The 16,111-nt window shown below is 43.8% G+C and carries 13 protein-coding genes and 1 riboswitch; of the genes, 10 read left to right on the forward strand and 3 right to left on the reverse strand.

Features of this window, described 5'->3' with window-relative positions; genetic code table 11:
• The first annotated feature begins 139 nt into the window (after positions 1 to 139).
• The 5 genes from B143_RS0100225 (at position 140) to B143_RS0100245 (ending at position 7,491) form a co-directional block, all read left to right on the forward strand.
• Positions 140 to 1,087, forward strand: a complete 948-nt coding sequence (locus B143_RS0100225; RefSeq protein WP_018121702.1) for an AEC family transporter — start codon at positions 140 to 142, stop codon at positions 1,085 to 1,087.
• 22 nt (positions 1,088 to 1,109) lie between these two features.
• A riboswitch (PreQ1 riboswitch) is annotated at positions 1,110 to 1,154 on the forward strand.
• Positions 1,155 to 1,157: 3 nt separating this feature from the next.
• Positions 1,158 to 1,640 (forward strand): preQ(1) synthase, encoded by a 483-nt coding sequence (queF, locus tag B143_RS0100230; RefSeq protein WP_008316446.1) that lies wholly within the window; start codon positions 1,158 to 1,160, stop codon positions 1,638 to 1,640.
• Positions 1,641 to 1,736: 96 nt separating this feature from the next.
• Positions 1,737 to 2,159: a DUF2059 domain-containing protein gene (locus B143_RS0100235; protein WP_008316447.1), complete on the forward strand. Its 423-nt coding sequence runs from the start codon at positions 1,737 to 1,739 to the stop codon at positions 2,157 to 2,159.
• A 109-nt stretch (positions 2,160 to 2,268) separates the two neighbouring features.
• Positions 2,269 to 5,022, forward strand: a complete 2,754-nt coding sequence (locus B143_RS0100240; protein WP_018121703.1) for a valine--tRNA ligase — start codon at positions 2,269 to 2,271, stop codon at positions 5,020 to 5,022.
• A 180-nt stretch (positions 5,023 to 5,202) separates the two neighbouring features.
• Positions 5,203 to 7,491: an FdhF/YdeP family oxidoreductase gene (locus tag B143_RS0100245; RefSeq protein WP_018121704.1), complete on the forward strand. Its 2,289-nt coding sequence runs from the start codon at positions 5,203 to 5,205 to the stop codon at positions 7,489 to 7,491.
• Positions 7,492 to 7,522: 31 nt separating this feature from the next.
• On the opposite strand, the gene B143_RS0100250 is transcribed toward B143_RS0100245, so the two are convergent.
• From B143_RS0100250 to B143_RS0100260, 3 genes are read right to left on the reverse strand one after another with little or no spacing between them, the layout of a single operon-like run.
• Positions 7,523 to 8,992, reverse strand: coding sequence for a Ppx/GppA phosphatase family protein (locus B143_RS0100250; RefSeq protein WP_008316450.1), 1,470 nt, complete (start codon positions 8,990 to 8,992; stop codon positions 7,523 to 7,525).
• A gap of 18 nt (positions 8,993 to 9,010) precedes the next feature.
• A complete protein-coding gene (gene rsmA / locus B143_RS0100255) occupies positions 9,011 to 9,820 on the reverse strand; it encodes a 16S rRNA (adenine(1518)-N(6)/adenine(1519)-N(6))-dimethyltransferase RsmA (RefSeq protein ID WP_018121705.1) in 810 nt (269 codons plus the stop codon).
• 2 nt (positions 9,821 to 9,822) lie between these two features.
• Entirely contained in the window at positions 9,823 to 10,806 is a 984-nt protein-coding gene (locus B143_RS0100260) for a peptidylprolyl isomerase (protein ID WP_018121706.1), read from the reverse strand.
• 170 nt (positions 10,807 to 10,976) lie between these two features.
• Here B143_RS0100260 and B143_RS0100265 point away from each other — a divergent pair, with 170 nt between their 5' ends.
• From B143_RS0100265 to B143_RS0100285, 5 genes are all read left to right on the forward strand, one after another.
• A complete protein-coding gene (locus tag B143_RS0100265) occupies positions 10,977 to 11,633 on the forward strand; it encodes a ProQ/FinO family protein (protein ID WP_008316455.1) in 657 nt (218 codons plus the stop codon).
• A 10-nt stretch (positions 11,634 to 11,643) separates the two neighbouring features.
• Positions 11,644 to 13,350, forward strand: a complete 1,707-nt coding sequence (gene argS / locus B143_RS0100270; protein WP_008316458.1) for an arginine--tRNA ligase — start codon at positions 11,644 to 11,646, stop codon at positions 13,348 to 13,350.
• 7 nt (positions 13,351 to 13,357) lie between these two features.
• Entirely contained in the window at positions 13,358 to 14,128 is a 771-nt protein-coding gene (locus tag B143_RS0100275) for an SPOR domain-containing protein (protein ID WP_018121707.1), read from the forward strand.
• Between the two features lie 69 nt (positions 14,129 to 14,197).
• Entirely contained in the window at positions 14,198 to 14,758 is a 561-nt protein-coding gene (gene ssb / locus B143_RS0100280) for a single-stranded DNA-binding protein (RefSeq protein WP_026165637.1), read from the forward strand.
• Positions 14,759 to 14,921: 163 nt separating this feature from the next.
• Positions 14,922 to 16,052: a calcium:proton antiporter gene (locus B143_RS0100285; protein WP_051063860.1), complete on the forward strand. Its 1,131-nt coding sequence runs from the start codon at positions 14,922 to 14,924 to the stop codon at positions 16,050 to 16,052.
• Positions 16,053 to 16,111 lie beyond the last annotated feature (59 nt).

Raw genomic sequence — 16,111 nt, forward strand, 5'->3', positions numbered from 1 at the left:
TTTCGTGTGCAGGGAAGTGTCAAGCTGTGTCATTAAGTGTTAATGGCCAGCGGTGTCATGAATTTGATGCGATTAAAATTTTGCTTTTGACCATTCTTTGTTTAGAGTAAAAGCCTCTATTTTTTCTAAGTGGCTTTTCATGTCTGCCTTCATTACTGCCTTTTTTCAGCAAGTGTATGCATTGCTGCCGTTTTTCATTTTGATGGGAACGGGCTATTTTTTAGTGCGTGTGCGCAAATGGCCCAAAGAGTTCACGCGTGGTTTGACGCGTTTTTTATTCAACCTTGCCATTCCCATCATGCTCTTTGGTGTGATGAGCCGCTTTCATACGCAGCAAGAGGTCGATCCTAAGCTCATTTTGGCGTACTTTGGCGGATCATTCATTCTCTATTTCATTGCGATGATTGTGTCGCGCAAATTTCTCAAGCTCAATGCTAAAGAAGCATCCGTATTTGGCATTGGCGGCATTTTTTCTAACAATGTGATGGTGGGCATTCCCATCATTATGCTGTTTATGGGGGACGATGCGATTGCCGTTTCTGCCCTCATCATCACTTTTAATGCCTTGCTCCTTTGGAGTTTGGTCTCTTTTTCCATTGAATGGGTGGAACATGGCTCATTTTCCTTAGGTGGCATCATTGCCACCACAAAAGGTGTGCTGCGTAATCCTGTGGTGATTGGCATCATGCTTGGCTTATTGGTGAGCTATTTTAGAGTGCCCATGCCGGACTTTATGGGTCGCACCATCACGATGTTTTCGAACATGGTGGCGCCATTGTCGTTGCTATCAATTGGCATGGGGCTTGCGGAATATCGTTTGGGCGCAAAGCTTAAGATTGGTATTGGCATCACGATTTTTAAACTGATTTTGCATCCGCTCATCATTTGGCTTTGCGCATTAGCCCTTGGTTTGCCTGCCTTTGAAACTAAAGCCATTGTACTGTTAGGTTCAATTGCCGTTGGCATGAATGTTTACTTGATGGCGATTAAATTTGAAGTGATTGAAGATGCCGTGGCTTCTAGCATCGTGTTAACGACAATTTTCTCCGCAATCACCACACCAATAATTTTGCTTTTAATGGCGTGATTGTTTAGGATACCGAGTGATTTTTCCCGTGGTTCGCAATCCTCCCACACAAAAAAACTAAGGAGTTTTTATGTCTAATACAGAAGGTTTAACGTTACTTGGCAATCAAAAAACTGAGTATGCTGATCAATACAATCCAAAGGTGCTTGAGGCTTTTCCAAACTCGCATCCGGATCGCAATACGTTTGTGAAGTTCAATTGTCCAGAGTTCACAGCCCTTTGTCCAATGACGGGGCAGCCTGATTTTGCCACGATCTACATCAGTTACATTCCAGATACAAAAATGGTGGAAAGTAAATCTTTAAAATTGTATCTCTTTAGCTTTCGCAATACCGGCAGTTTTCATGAAGATTGCGTCAATAAAATGCTCAATGATTTGGTGGATTTATTAGATCCACGTTATATGGAAATCTGGGGTAAATTTACGCCACGCGGCGGCATCTCCATTGATCCTTATGTTAATTATGGCAAGCCTAATACCTCTTGGGCTGAGTTTGCCCAAACGCGCCTTGTGAATCATGATCTTTATCCAGAGAAAGTGGACAACCGTTAAAATATTGAGAATTTTTTTCATGGGATTGTTGTCATTTTGTCGCAGTTGTTTGCTACAATAAAAACTGCCCTGTGGCATTTATATAAGGATAAAACCGTGAAAAAACTATTATTATCAGTATGTTTAGGTTCATCATTAATGTTCTCTCCTGTTGTTTTCGCTCAAGACGCCTCTGTACAAAGCGTTAAACAATTGATCACAGATACAGGTGCTGCGGATATGGGCACAATGGTTTTAGAACAATTGATTGGCCAATTGAAACAAATGGGCGCAACGGATGCACAAATCGCTGAAGTGAAAAAAGAGTTCAATGTGGATCAATTGATTGATTTATTGGTACCTGTGTATCAAAAAGAGTTCACAGAAGCGGACGTTAAAGCATTCTTAGAGTTCTATCAATCGCCAGCAGGTAAGAAAATGATTGAAAAGCAACCTGTGATCATGCAAGAGTCAATGATGATCGGCCAACAATGGGGCATGGGTGTTGCACAAAAGATCCAAACCATTTTAGAAAAATAATCCTTTGGGATAATTTGAGAAAAGCCCACGTAAGTGGGTTTTTTTATGCGTGTAAAATGCTAGAATGAATGATTTTTAGGGTTTTAATTAACGATTTTATCGGGATATTATGGAAAAGACATATCAGCCAAGTGCAATTGAATCGAAGTGGTACGATTTTTGGGAATCCAATGGATTATTTAAAGCGTCAGGAGATACTGCAAAACCTGCTTACTGTATCGTGATCCCGCCGCCAAACGTCACGGGTACTTTGCACATGGGGCATGCTTTCCAAGATACGATCATGGATTTTTTGATCCGTTATCATCGCATGAAAGGCGATAATACCTTATGGCAACCGGGTACGGATCACGCAGGGATCGCCACACAAATGGTGGTTGAGCGCCAATTGAACCAACAAGGTTTGACACGTCATGATTTAGGCCGCAACAAGTTTGTGGAAAAAATCTGGGAATGGAAAGAACAATCCGGTGGCATGATCACCAAACAATTACGTCGCATGGGCGCAAGTGCCGACTGGTCACGCGAGCGCTTTACGATGGATGAGGGTTTATCAGAAGCGGTGAAGAAAACGTTTGTGGATCTCTATGATCAAGGTTTGATTTATCGTGGTCAGCGCTTAGTGAACTGGGATCCTGTGTTAAAAACAGCAGTCTCTGACATTGAAGTGGAATCTGTCGAAGAGCAAGGTTCTTTATGGCATTTGCGTTACCCAATCGATGGCACGGATGAGGTGATGATTGTTGCCACAACGCGCCCTGAAACGATGCTTGGTGACAGCGCTGTTGCCGTCAATCCAAACGATGAGCGTTATACTCATTTAGTGGGCAAAATGATCAACTTGCCTTTGTGTGATCGTCAAATTCCGATCATTGCAGATGATTACGTGGATCAAGAATTCGGGACAGGTTGTGTAAAAATCACGCCAGCGCACGACTTTAATGACTATGAAATGGGTAAACGCCATGATTTACCGCTCATTAACATTTTAACGCCCGATGCGAAAATTAACGATGAAGCGCCAGAAGCGTATCGTGGTTTAGATCGCTTTGAGGCACGTAAAAAAGTGGTGGCAGATTTTGAAGCCGCAGGCTTACTAGAAAAAATTGAACCACACACATTAAAAATTCCTCGTGGGGATCGCACTGGTCAAGTGATCGAACCGTACTTAACGGATCAATGGTATGTGGATGCAAAAACATTGGCAAAACCTGCCATTGAAGTGGTTAAGTCCGGCAAGATTAAGTTTGTGCCAGAAAACTGGGACAAAACGTATTATGAATGGATGAATAACATTCAAGATTGGTGCATTTCTCGTCAATTGTGGTGGGGGCATCAGATTCCGGCTTGGTACGATGAAGACGGCAATGTCTATGTTGGGCACGATGAAGCAGAAGTGCGTGCTAAATACAATTTAGGTGACATCAATCTTCGTCAAGATGAAGATGTGTTAGACACATGGTTCTCCTCTGCTTTGTGGCCATTTACCACATTGGGCTGGCCTGAAAACACTGAAGAGCTCAAAACTTTCTACCCAACATCTGTGTTGGTGACGGGTTTTGACATCATTTTCTTCTGGGTGGCACGCATGATCATGATGGGAATGCACTTTATGGAAGAGATTCCATTTAAAGAGATTTACATCCACGGTTTAGTGCGTGACCAAGATGGTCAAAAAATGAGTAAATCTAAAGGCAATGTGCTCGATCCAATTGATTTGATCGATGGCATTGATTTAGAAACATTGGTGAAAAAACGCACCACCGGTTTAATGCAGCCACAAATGGCAGAGCGCATTGAAAAATCCACACGCAAAAACTTCCCAGATGGCATTAAAGCTTACGGGACAGATGCCCTTCGTTTCACATTCACAGCACTTGCCACAAATGGCCGCGATGTGATTTTTGATGTCGGTCGCGTTGAAGGTTATTCAAACTTCTGTAATAAAATCTGGAATGCGGCGCGCTTTGTGTTCATGAACACTGAAGGTCAAGCGATTGCGGATCAACCAGAAGCACGTTCACACATTGATGATTGGATTTTATCGCGCATCACTCATGTGAATGAAGAAGTTGAGCGCCATGTGGCTCAGTACCGTTTTGACTTAGCGACACAAGCATTGTACGACTTCATCTGGAATGAGTTCTGTGATTGGTATTTAGAGCTCACAAAACCTGTGTTAAACGGCGATTTCAGTGATGAGCAAAAAGCTGCAACCCGTTATACATTGTTGTCCGTGTTAGATGGCATCCTCAAAATGTTGCACCCATTCATGCCATACATCACTGAAGAGATTTGGCAAAAATTGGTGACCATCGCGCCAGTCTTTAAAGATTCTGACAGCATCATGACGGCAAGTTTCCCAAGCTTTAATGCCCGCAATGAAGCGCTTGAAGCAGATATTGAATGGTTACAAAATGTGTTGCTTGAAGTGCGCCGCATTCGTGCAGAAATGAACATTGCCCCAGGTAAACCCTTGCCAGTCTTGTATGAAAATGCCACAGAAGAAGATGTACGCCGTTTGGCACAAAATGAGTTGTTTGCCCTTAAAATTGGCCGCTTAGAATCATTGACAGCCTGTGAAGGCAATGCGCCGGAATCAGCTGTGGCGGTTGTGGGTAAAATGCGCTTGTTGATTCCTTTGGCAGGTTTAATTGACAAAGAGCAAGAGTTGGCACGTTTAACGCGCGAAATTGGTAAGCTTGAGCCAAGCATCAAACAATTGGCGGGTAAATTGTCTAATGAAGGCTTCACTGCGAAAGCGCCAGCGGCTGTGGTGGCTAAAGAGCGTGAGAAATTGGCAGACATGGAAAACACATTGACGGAACTCAATCAACAATTAGCGAAGATTAAAGCACTATAATGCATTGATCATTCAGACAAAAGCGATCTTCGGATCGCTTTTTTTGTGCCTGTTATCTTTGATAACTGATTAAATAATTATATTGTTAATATTTTAATAAATAGTGTCTAATTATATATAAGTTTTATTTTTAATTTATCTAGATCAGCATCCGATTGAATGGTGCTAGGGAGTTTGGATATGAAAGAGAAAATAGAAAACTATACAGGCGCAGCCGGCGGTTGGGGTGCATTAAAAGCGGTGGTTAAAGCGCTTGAAGGGCAAATGGAGATCCGTGAGGATGCCAAAGCAATGTTTGAGATGAATAAACCGCAAGGCTTTGATTGCCCAGGATGTGCATGGCCAGATCCGAAAAAATCCCCAATTTTTAATATTTGTGAAAATGGTGCCAAGGCCGTTTCTTGGGAGGCAACCTCTAAACGCGCCACGCTCGATTTTTTTAAAGCGCACACAATTACAGAATTATTAACGTGGTCAGATTATCAATTAGAAGATGCTGGCCGTTTGGTGCATCCGATGAAATATGATGCCCAAACCGATACTTATCAAGCCATAGAGTGGCAAACGGCATTTGAAGAGATTGGCGCCATCATGCGTGGTTATGATGATCCAAATGTGGTGGAATTTTACACCTCAGGGCGCACCTCAAATGAAGCCGCATTCTTATTTCAATTGTATGCCCGTGAATATGGCACCAATAATTTTCCTGATTGTTCTAACATGTGCCATGAACCGACAAGCGTTGGCGTTGCAGCATCCATTGGCGTAGGTAAAGGCACAGTGCTGTTAGAAGATTTTGAACAAGCAGATTTAGTGATGTGCATCGGGCACAATCCCGGCACGAATCACCCAAGAATGCTCAATACATTGCGAAAAGTGTCAGAACGCGGTGCCACCATTGTCGCGATCAATCCCATGCGAGAACGTGGGCTTGAAAAATTCATCTATCCACAAAATCCTGTCGAAATGTTGACAGATCACGCAGTCCCTTTAGCCACGCCGCCTCACTATTATCAAGTGCGCGTCGGTGGTGACACTGCATTAATGAAAGGCATCATGCGCCTTGTGATTGAAAAACATGATGCGGCGATGGCAAAAGGTGAGCCTGCCATTTTAGATCTAGATTTTATTGCAGAACATACAATGGGTTATGATGCGGTCAAAGCCGATGTGTTAAACAGTGATTGGGTGGATTTAGAGCGGATCGCAGGTTTGTCAAAAGCGGTGATGAATGAGATTGCAGAACTCTACATACAATCTGAGCGCACCATCATTTGTTATGGTATGGGCATTACGCAGCATCAGCATGGCACCCATAATATTCAGCAGCTCATTAATCTATTGTTATTGAAAGGTAATATCGGCAAACCCGGTGCAGGATTGTGTCCGCTTCGTGGGCATTCAAATGTGCAAGGTGATCGCACGGTGGGCATTACGGAAAAACCGAGTGCCGAGTTTTTAGCGAACATTGAGAAACGCTTTGGTTTTAAACCACCTAAAGATTGGGGGCATGCCGTTGTGGCGAGTATGCAAGCCATTTATGAAGGTCGATCTAAAGCGTTAATCAGCATGGGCGGCAATTTAGCTGTGGCGATGGCGGATCATGATAAAACGTATGCAGGCATGAAAGGTTTAGATCTTGCAGTGCATGTGGCAACGAAACTCAATCGCTCGCACTTATTGACGGCAAAACATACGTATCTTTTCCCTGTGCTTGGCCGTACGGAAGTGGATGTACAAGCCACTGGGGCACAAGCGGTGACGGTGGAGGATTCAATGTCCATGGTGCATGCATCGCGTGGAGTGTTAAAACCGGTCAGTGATGATGTGATGAGTGAGTGTGCTGTTGTGGCAGGCATGGCGAAGGCAACCTTGCCAAACACAAAAGTCGAATGGGATGAGTTTGTGGCGGATTACAGCAAAATTCGCGATGCAATGGGTGCAGTATTCCCCAATCTATTCACGGATTATAATGAAAAGATCAAAGTGTCAGGCGGTTTTCATTTAGACAATGCTGCAGCGCGTCGCGTGTGGCACACCAAAAGTGGTAAAGCGAACTTTATTCCCACCGATGGCATCATTGAGGATCCAAAATCTGCCTTTAACAGTGAGTTGGTGCTGGCAACAGTGCGCAGCCATGATCAATACAATACAACGATTTATAGTTACAATGATCGTTATCGCGGTGTTTTTGGTACGCGGGATGTACTGTTTTTAAGTGCCCATGAAGTAGAAGTTCAGGGGCTAAAAGCAGGGGATCGCGTCAATGTGATTGCGTTAGATGTTAATGGTCAGGCGACCGATCGCAGGTTAGATCATTTAGAAGTGGTGATTCATGCCATTTCTGATCGTTGTGCCGCGACCTATTTTCCTGAGGCTAATAATTTATTACCGATTGAAAGCATCGATGAACAATCTGGCATTCCTGCTTATAAAAACATTCCGATACGCCTAGAAAAAGTTGCATAAATCACGAGCCCCAATCATGGATTGGGGTTTCTTATTCCCACTCAATCTTAATGCCAGCCTCTTTGAGCCAATCGCGCTCAAGCTGTAAATCTTGCTGAATGAGCGGATGCTCATCTAACCAATGGGGTGGGAAGGTGAGGGTGATTTTCTTTTTAGCATATTGAAAATCAAACTCTGGCATCGGCTGTGGCTCACGGCTGCGGTGTAAAAGGACAGAGATGCGCAAAATCAGCGTCAATGGAATGGTGAAATCTGGCAGATACTCAAAATCATCTGGATTAAAGCGGCGCTTATGATTGTATAAAATGGCCGCCAAAATCTTTTGATCCGTGCGGCTAAAGCCATCTAAATCAGCATGTTCCACCAAATAGGCGCTGTGCTTATAATGGCGATGGTAAGAGATCGCGAGCCCAATTTCATGCAATAATGATGCCCAGCCTAAATAACGGCGCGGACTGGTTAAATAGGGCGCACTTAGCTCAATTTTATCCACCATATAAAGGGATGTGGCTTCAACGCGTTTAGCCTGCTCAATGTTCGCGCCAAAGCGGTGCACCAAGCTTTCGATGGTTAAATCCCGCATGTCTTCTTTATGAATGCGCCCAAGTAAATCGAGCACCATGCCTTCACGAAGGGCAGTATCCACAGGTTGAACCACTTCTAAATTGAATTTTTCCATCACGGCTTTGAGGATTAATAAGCCAGAACAAATGACGCGGGCGCGCTCTGTGGTCAGATCAAAGCGGCGTTCGATCGCGCGCACTGTGCCAAGAGATAAGAGGATTTTTAGTAGCTTTTTGAGCGCTGTGGCTGTGATCTCCTCTTCGCCTAAGTTTTCTTGCTCAATCATTTCGCGCAGGGTGCGAATGGTGCCAGAGGCCCCAAAATATTGGCAAGGATCAGAGGTTAAATGAGGATGCAGCGGCTGCAACTCCGTTTCGAGATACAACGCTGCAGCATGCACCTGTTTTTTGGAGATTTTATCATCAAAAAAGAACTGCTTAGCCAGGCGAACACAGCCCACTTCTAAGCTTGAAGAGCGCAATAATTTATCTTTATCACCGAGCACAAGCTCCGTACTGCCGCCGCCAATGTCAATGACAAGGGCAAGCTGATCATGCAGATCCACATATTGAATCACGCCAAGATAGATGAGGCGCGCCTCTTCTTTACCAGAGATGATCTCAATCGGTACGCCAAGGGCGGCTTCCGCTTCACGCATGAATGAAGGATCTTTGAGTTGGCGTAAAGTATTTGTGCCCACCACACGAATATTTTTGCGATCAATTTCCGCCAAACGCTCGCCAAATTGAGCAAGACAAGTGAGGGCTTTTTCACGCGTATTTGGATGAATCAATTTCTCGGGTGTTAAACCATAAGCCAGTTGCACCATGCTTTTCATGCGGTCGATCACCACTAAGCGGCCGTTATCTTCCTGCACGATGGCTAAATGAAAACTGTTTGAGCCTAAATCCACAACCCCCAAAATTTTTTCATCCATATTCGATCCTTTAATAGATTATGACTGCGATTGTTTATGAAAGAGATGGTTAGAGAGTGTTGCAAAATCTGCCACAGAGAGTTTCTCAGCGCGTAAAGAGGCATCAATGCCACACGCTTCGATCTCTTCTTGGGTAAAGAGCGGCTTTAAAGTATTGCGAAGGGTTTTGCGCTTCATGGTGAAGGCGCATTTGACCACATCATAAAAACACTCATCCGACTCAATGCCATAAGGATCTTTTTCATACGGCACTAAGCGCACAAATTGACTCATCACTTTTGGGGCAGGGTTAAATGCCGTTGGTGGAATGGTCAAAAGTGGAATCACTTGACAATAACGCTGCACCATCACAGAAAGACGGCCATATTCACTGTCATCTGGCGTGGCGGCCATGCGATCGATCACCTCTTTTTGTAGCATAAAATGCATGTCTTGAATGACATCAGCAACCGCTAAGAGATGGAAAATGATGGGCGTTGAGATATTGTAAGGCAAGTTGCCCACAATTCTGAGTTTACGCTCATCGGTTTTGAGGGTGCGAAAATCCACCGTCAATACATCTTGATGGATGATGTTGAGTTTGTCGAGCTCAGATAAAATGGGAATCAAATTGCGGTCAAGTTCGATGACGGTGAGTTCATTGAGCACGGTCAATAAAGGGCGCGTCAAGGCGCCTAAACCTGGGCCAATCTCGATGAGATGGTCATTAGGTTCTGCGCGGATGCTTTGAAACAATTGGATGATTAAAGGATAGTCAATTAAAAAGTTTTGACCAAAACGTTTGCGCGCCTGATGATGGCGCACAAGTTGTAGATATTCATTTGTCACGGTTAGAAACGTCTCTCTATGTATACGTCGGATAGCATTTTGTCTTGCCATAGGCTGTATTGCTGACCGGCTTTTTTGCGGTAGTAATAATCTCTGGCAATGTTTTTGATTTGCGATTCATCCGGTAAACCCACTTTTTTGTCCTCAACGCGAATGATGTGATAACCAAACGGCGTGCGCACAGGTTTACTGGTTTCGCCCACTTTTAGGGCAAGCATCGTTTTTTCAAATTCTGGCACCAATTGACCGGGCGCAACCCAACCAATTTCACCACCTTTAGCCGCAGACACAGGATCTTGGGATTGCGCTTTAGCGATCTCTTCAAAACCTTCGCCTGCCGCTAAACGTTCATGTAAGCGATCAATGCGCAATTTGGCCTCTTTTTCAGTGGTGTCGTTATCGACACGCACTAAAATGTGGCGCACTTTCACGTTGGGCGTTTTGCTGTTTGCGAGCTGCTTTTGTAATTGTTTAAATTCATCAGAGCGCATGTAAATGTCCACTTCATCATCCGTGACGCGAATGGAGCGCATCATTTGATTGCGAAGCTCAGCAGACATGATTTGTTTGCGGATGTTTTCTCTAAATTGATTAAAAGGAATGCCTTGATATTGCAAATAGGCTTTAAGGTCTGCAACGGTTGCGCCATTTCGAGAGGCAATGTCGCGGATGGCATCATCCACCATCATGTCCGAAATTTCGATCCCTGCGTTGTTTGCAATGCTTTCCATGATCTTATTGATGGCAAGGGTTTTGACCACTTCATCTTTAATGGCTTGCTCACTTAACCCCATGCCGCGGAACTCTGCGCGTGCTTGTGCTAATGCTGAATTGAACTCTTTGCGGGTGATGGCTTGGTTATCAACCACTAATGCAATTTGATCTGTGTATTGTGTATTTGATTTTTGTGCATGTGACATCGTTGCAAAGGAAGAGAAGCATAATAGCGACAAGGGCAATAAGACCGACAGCTTTTTACGTGCCATACAAAATCCTTCTAATTATGGTTTGAAATAAGATAAATACGAATAATTATACTAAGGAATTATGGAATAGTAATGCAATTATTTCATAGATACTATAAAATGGCGGGGCATGGGCGTGACGACGCCTTTTTTAATCTACTTTTTACTATATTTAACAATCGTTTAATGTCATGACAGAAGAAAAACAAAACTTAATGGATACAACTGAAGCTGTAGAATTGCCAACAGAGGCAGTTGATAATCAAGCGCAATTAAAGCGTGAAAAACTCAAACAAAAGCAACAAGCTGTGAATGAGTTGTTAGCGCGTTTGTCCGCAGAATATCCAGCCATTTTCCCGAAAGCTGGGCAAGGTCGAGCGGTGCCTTTAGCCATTGGTATGCATAAAGTATTGCAACCGATTGTGGCTGAATGGGGCTTTAACTCCATGACCTTGCGCGCAGCGATGTTCAACTACACGCGTCAATTGCGTTATCAAAACGCCTTGGTGTTTGCATCTCATCGTTTGAACTTAGATGGCACACAAGCCGAAGAGATCACCGAAGAGCAAAAAGAAGCGGCGCGTGCAGAAATTGCAAAAATCGAAGCTTGGTTAGCGAAAAATAAGCCTGAGAAGGCCAAACGCTTGTCTGAAAAGAAAGCGCAAATCGCTGAGAAAAAGCAAGCGAATACGCAAAAACCAAGACACAGAGCAAAACCTCAAGGCGCTGCTAAACCTTTTGTGAAAAAAGAGTTTAAAGCCCCTAAAGCTCAAGAAGAGAGTAAGGCTGCACCGCAAAATCTCGATGAGAAGATGCAAAGCCTTTTATCTAAATTCAATCAGCATTAATTAAGAACCAATGAAAACTATCATAGAATCCGCGTTACACAGTGCTGTGGAGACATTAAACAGCACTGAAAATCTCAACATTCCTTCTGAAAAAATTGCTTTAAGCATCGAGCGCACACGTGATGTGGCGCATGGTGACTTTGCCAGTAACTTAGCCATGATGCTCGCTCGTGACCTTAAAAAGTCACCACGACAAATCGCGGATATGTTAATTGCCGCATTGCCAAGCAATCCGATGATTGAAAACGTAGCGGTCGCTGGCGCAGGCTTTATGAACTTTACATTGGCAAAACAAGCTTACTTCAATGAATTGAACGAGGTCCATGCTAAGACAGATCGCTATGGCCACAACACCATTGGGCAAGGGGATAAAGTACAAGTGGAGTTCGTCTCTGCAAATCCCACCGGTCCTTTGCATGTTGGGCACGGTCGTGGTGCCGCTGTGGGTGACTCCTTAGCGCGCATTATGGCGGCCAATGGTTATGAGGTGACCAAAGAGTTTTACTACAATGATGCCGGTGCACAAATTGATAACTTAACGTTGTCTGTAAAAGCACGCATCGATGGTCAAACGCCTGAAGATGAATCCTGGCCAGCCGATGGTTATCGCGGTGATTACATCATGGACATTGCCAACGATTTTCTTGCGAAAAAAACTGTGCAAGCAGATGATCGCAGCATCGTAGCAACTGGTGATAAAGAAGATTTAGCAAACATCCGTGAATTTGCCGTGGCGTATTTGCGTCATGAGCAAGATTTGGATTTAAAAGCCTTTGATGTGAATTTTGATGTCTTTTTCTTAGAATCCTCTTTGTATAAAGATGGTTCTGTTGAAAAAACAGTGACAGAATTGACAAACAATGGCTTTACCTATGAGCAAGATGGCGCATTGTGGTTAAGAACCACAGACTTTGGGGATGATAAAGACCGAGTCATGCGTAAAAAAGAGGGTGGATACACCTACTTTGTGCCAGACGTGGCATACCATCGCAATAAATGGGAACGCGGCTTTAAACGTGTGGTCAATGAACAAGGCGCGGACCATCACGGTACGATTGCTCGCGTTCGCGCAGGTTTACAAGCCTTAGAAATCGGTGTGCCAAAAGGTTGGCCAGATTACGTATTGCACCAAATGGTGCTTGTGATGCGTGATGGTCAAGAGGTGAAAATCTCTAAACGTGCCGGCAGCTATGTGACACTTCGTGATTTGATCGATGAAGTGGGCAAAGATGCCACCCGTTACTTCTTAGTGGCGCGTAAACCCGATTCACAATTGCAGTTTGACATTGATTTAGCCCGCAGCCAATCTTCGGAAAACCCTGTGTACTACATTCAATATGCTCATGCTCGCATCTGTTCATTGTTAGATGAGCGTTCTAAACAACAAGCGTTTGATGCCAACAGTGCCAAAGCGCATGTTGATCGTTTAGACACTGAATTAGATTATGAATTGATGCGCGTGATTTCTCGTTTCCCTGAAATGGTGATCTCTGCAAACAATAACAATGCACCGCATTTAATTGCTGCTTATTTGCAAGAATTGGCAGGTGCTGTGCACAGTTATTACAATGCAAAAGATGAAGAGGGCAAAGCGATCCGTATTTTAACGGATGATCAAGCATTGCAAGATGCGAAGCTTTACCTTTTATCCTCGGCAAAACAAGTGATTGCCAATGGTTTACACCTATTAGGATTAACAGCGCCTCATAAAATGTAGTTTTGCGATGTTCAACGTGAAAAAACAAGCTGAAAAACTGAGTCACAATCCGCTTTCGCCCGGGGAGAAAAGTCCACGGGCGCAGGCGAATCGACGCTTGATTATTGTCACAGTGATCCTTGCCGCGATGACGTTAGGTCCGGGGGGATTTTCAGCTTGGCAGGCGCATCGTGCTGAGAAAAAACAGGCCAAAGAAGCGGCAGCTCAACTGCTTAAAGAGCAAAAAGCCGCCAAGAAAAAGGTGATCAAGCCTTTATCGGATGAAGATTTTGAAGGGGCAAAAGAGTATAACTTTTATACGCAGCTTGAAGAGCGCTCCCTGAATTTGCGGGCGGAAGATAAGTTTGGCGGCATCATGATTGATAATGTCAATAAACCACCGCAGTTGCAGTTAGAGAGTGTGGTGCAGCCCACAAAAACAGATACGAAAGTGGCACTCAAGCCAGAGTCACCTAAAAATAATCAGCCTGTTAAAATGGCGCCTTTGGTGCTAGAGAGCACACAAAAAGTGAGTGTGCGTCAAGAAAAACCTACCCCACAGCAAACGGCAAAGAAAACGCGTATTTTGCAAATTGGTAGTTTCATTTCTCAAAAAGAGGCGGAAAAACAGCAAGCAAAATTGTCGCAGTATGGCTTTGCCCCTCGCATCATTCAAGGCAAAAACAATGCCCAAAAAACCGTTTATCGTGTGCATTTAGGTCCCTTTTCAGATAAGGAATTGAATGCGATTAAAGAGCGTTTAGGGTCATTAAAGATCAGTTACTTTGAAGTAAAATAAATCAAAGCAACGTGAGATTTAGCACAAAATCAAGTATAGTAGTCAATTAGTTTTCAGAGTGAAGGAAAGATTATGGCGCGCGGAATTAATAAGGTCATTTTGTTAGGTCATTTAGGTCGTGATCCTGAAGTAAAATATATGCCAAATGGCAATGCAGTTGCGAACATGACAATTGCAACATCTGAGAGCTGGAAAGATCGCAACTCAGGTCAGCCACAAGAACGCACCGAATGGCACCGTGTGGTGATCTTCGGTAAATTGGCAGACATTGCAGGACAATATTTGCGTAAAGGCTCTTTGGTCTACATTGAAGGGCAATTGCAAACCCGTAAATGGACCGATCAGTCTGGTCAAGATCGTTACACCACAGAAATCGTTGTAAACATGTCAGGCACCATGCAGATGCTAGATCGTAAGGGCGCAATGGATGGTGCTCAAGGCGATTATGGCGCACAAAATGATTATGGTCAGCAAAATCATCAAGGTGGCGGTTATGGTGGTCAAGCACAACAGCCAATGCAACAGCAAAATTATCAAAATGCAGCACCACAGCAGCAACCTGCGGCACCAAAGCCGTCCGTACAGCCAGCATTTGATAATGATACATTTGAGGATGACATTCCATTCTAAGTGGTCTTAAATTACGAACATGCAGAAAAACCCAGTTAAAATACTGGGTTTTTTTATGAAAATAAAAAAAATTCATCAAATCATTCAAATTTTGCAAAAAAACTTTTGTACAATGAATTGCGTGGTATATAATCGCGCAAAATACGTACAAGGGGAACATGACATGATCAAAAAAGAAGAACAAGTCATTGAAAATCAAGGCACGCGTCACAAAGAGTACGCTGTACTTTTAGCCGTCGCGGTGATTATTTTTGATGTTATTTTTAAAAACACCACATCCACGCCATTTTTGGTGGTGATTAACCTAATTTCTTTAGGTGCCATTTTATACAGTGCATTCAGTGTGGTGCGCCATGCGGACATCTTTGCACACCGTTTAGGTGAGCCTTATGGTTCATTGATTTTAAGCTTGTCGGTGGTGATTTTAGAGGTGAGTTTAATCACCGCGGTGATGACCTCTGGCAGCTCAGCTGCGGAAAATGGTGGCGTCAGCCCATATGCCACATTGATGCGGGATACGCTTTATTCACTCATTATGTTGGTTACGAGCGGCTTTGTTGGGGTTTCCTTATTGTTAGGTGGACGCAAATTTAGAACGCAACATGTGAACTTAGCAGGCGTCACGCAATATTTAACGGGCATCATTCCATTGGTGTTTGTGGTGCTCATTTTGCCAAGCGTATTGCCATCGGGCACTTATAGCAATGGTCAATTGTTGGTGGTGGCATTTTTATCTGCCGTTTTGTATGCAGTGTTTTTGATCATTCAAACCAAAACCCATCAAAACTTGTTCATTTATGAGCATGAAGATCAGGATGAGGATCATNAAGGCGTACCCTCGCCCCATTCAAACATTTGGCATGGCGTATGGTTGGTGGTGCATTTGATCTCTGTGGTGGCCATCACAAAGGTGGATTCAACACCGCTTGAAACATTGCTTGGTAATTTAGAGGCACCGAAAGCATTAACCGGTTTAATTGTGGCGATCTTGATTTTCGCACCGGAAGGCTTAGGTGCGATTCGTGCGGTTTTGGCCAATGATTTACAGCGCGCCATTAATATGTATTTTGGTTCCGTGTTGGCGACCATTTCCTTGACAGTGCCTGCCGTGGTGATCATCTCATTATTAACAGGCAACAACATTGTGTTAGGCCTTGATTTGGTGGATGCGATGCTGTTGATCGGGATTTTTATTCTCTGTCAGGCAACGTTTGCCAGTGGGCGCACCAATCAGGTCGATGGCGTTGCGCACCTTGTGATTTTTGGTGCCTATTTGATGATGATTTTGAGTTAAATAAAGATTGAGGCAACAAAAAAGCGATCCAATGGATCGCTTTTTTATCATCTTGCGTT

The sequence above is a fragment of the Wohlfahrtiimonas chitiniclastica DSM 18708 genome (genome assembly GCF_000375345.1).
Classification (GTDB): Bacteria; Pseudomonadota; Gammaproteobacteria; order Cardiobacteriales; family Wohlfahrtiimonadaceae; genus Wohlfahrtiimonas; species Wohlfahrtiimonas chitiniclastica.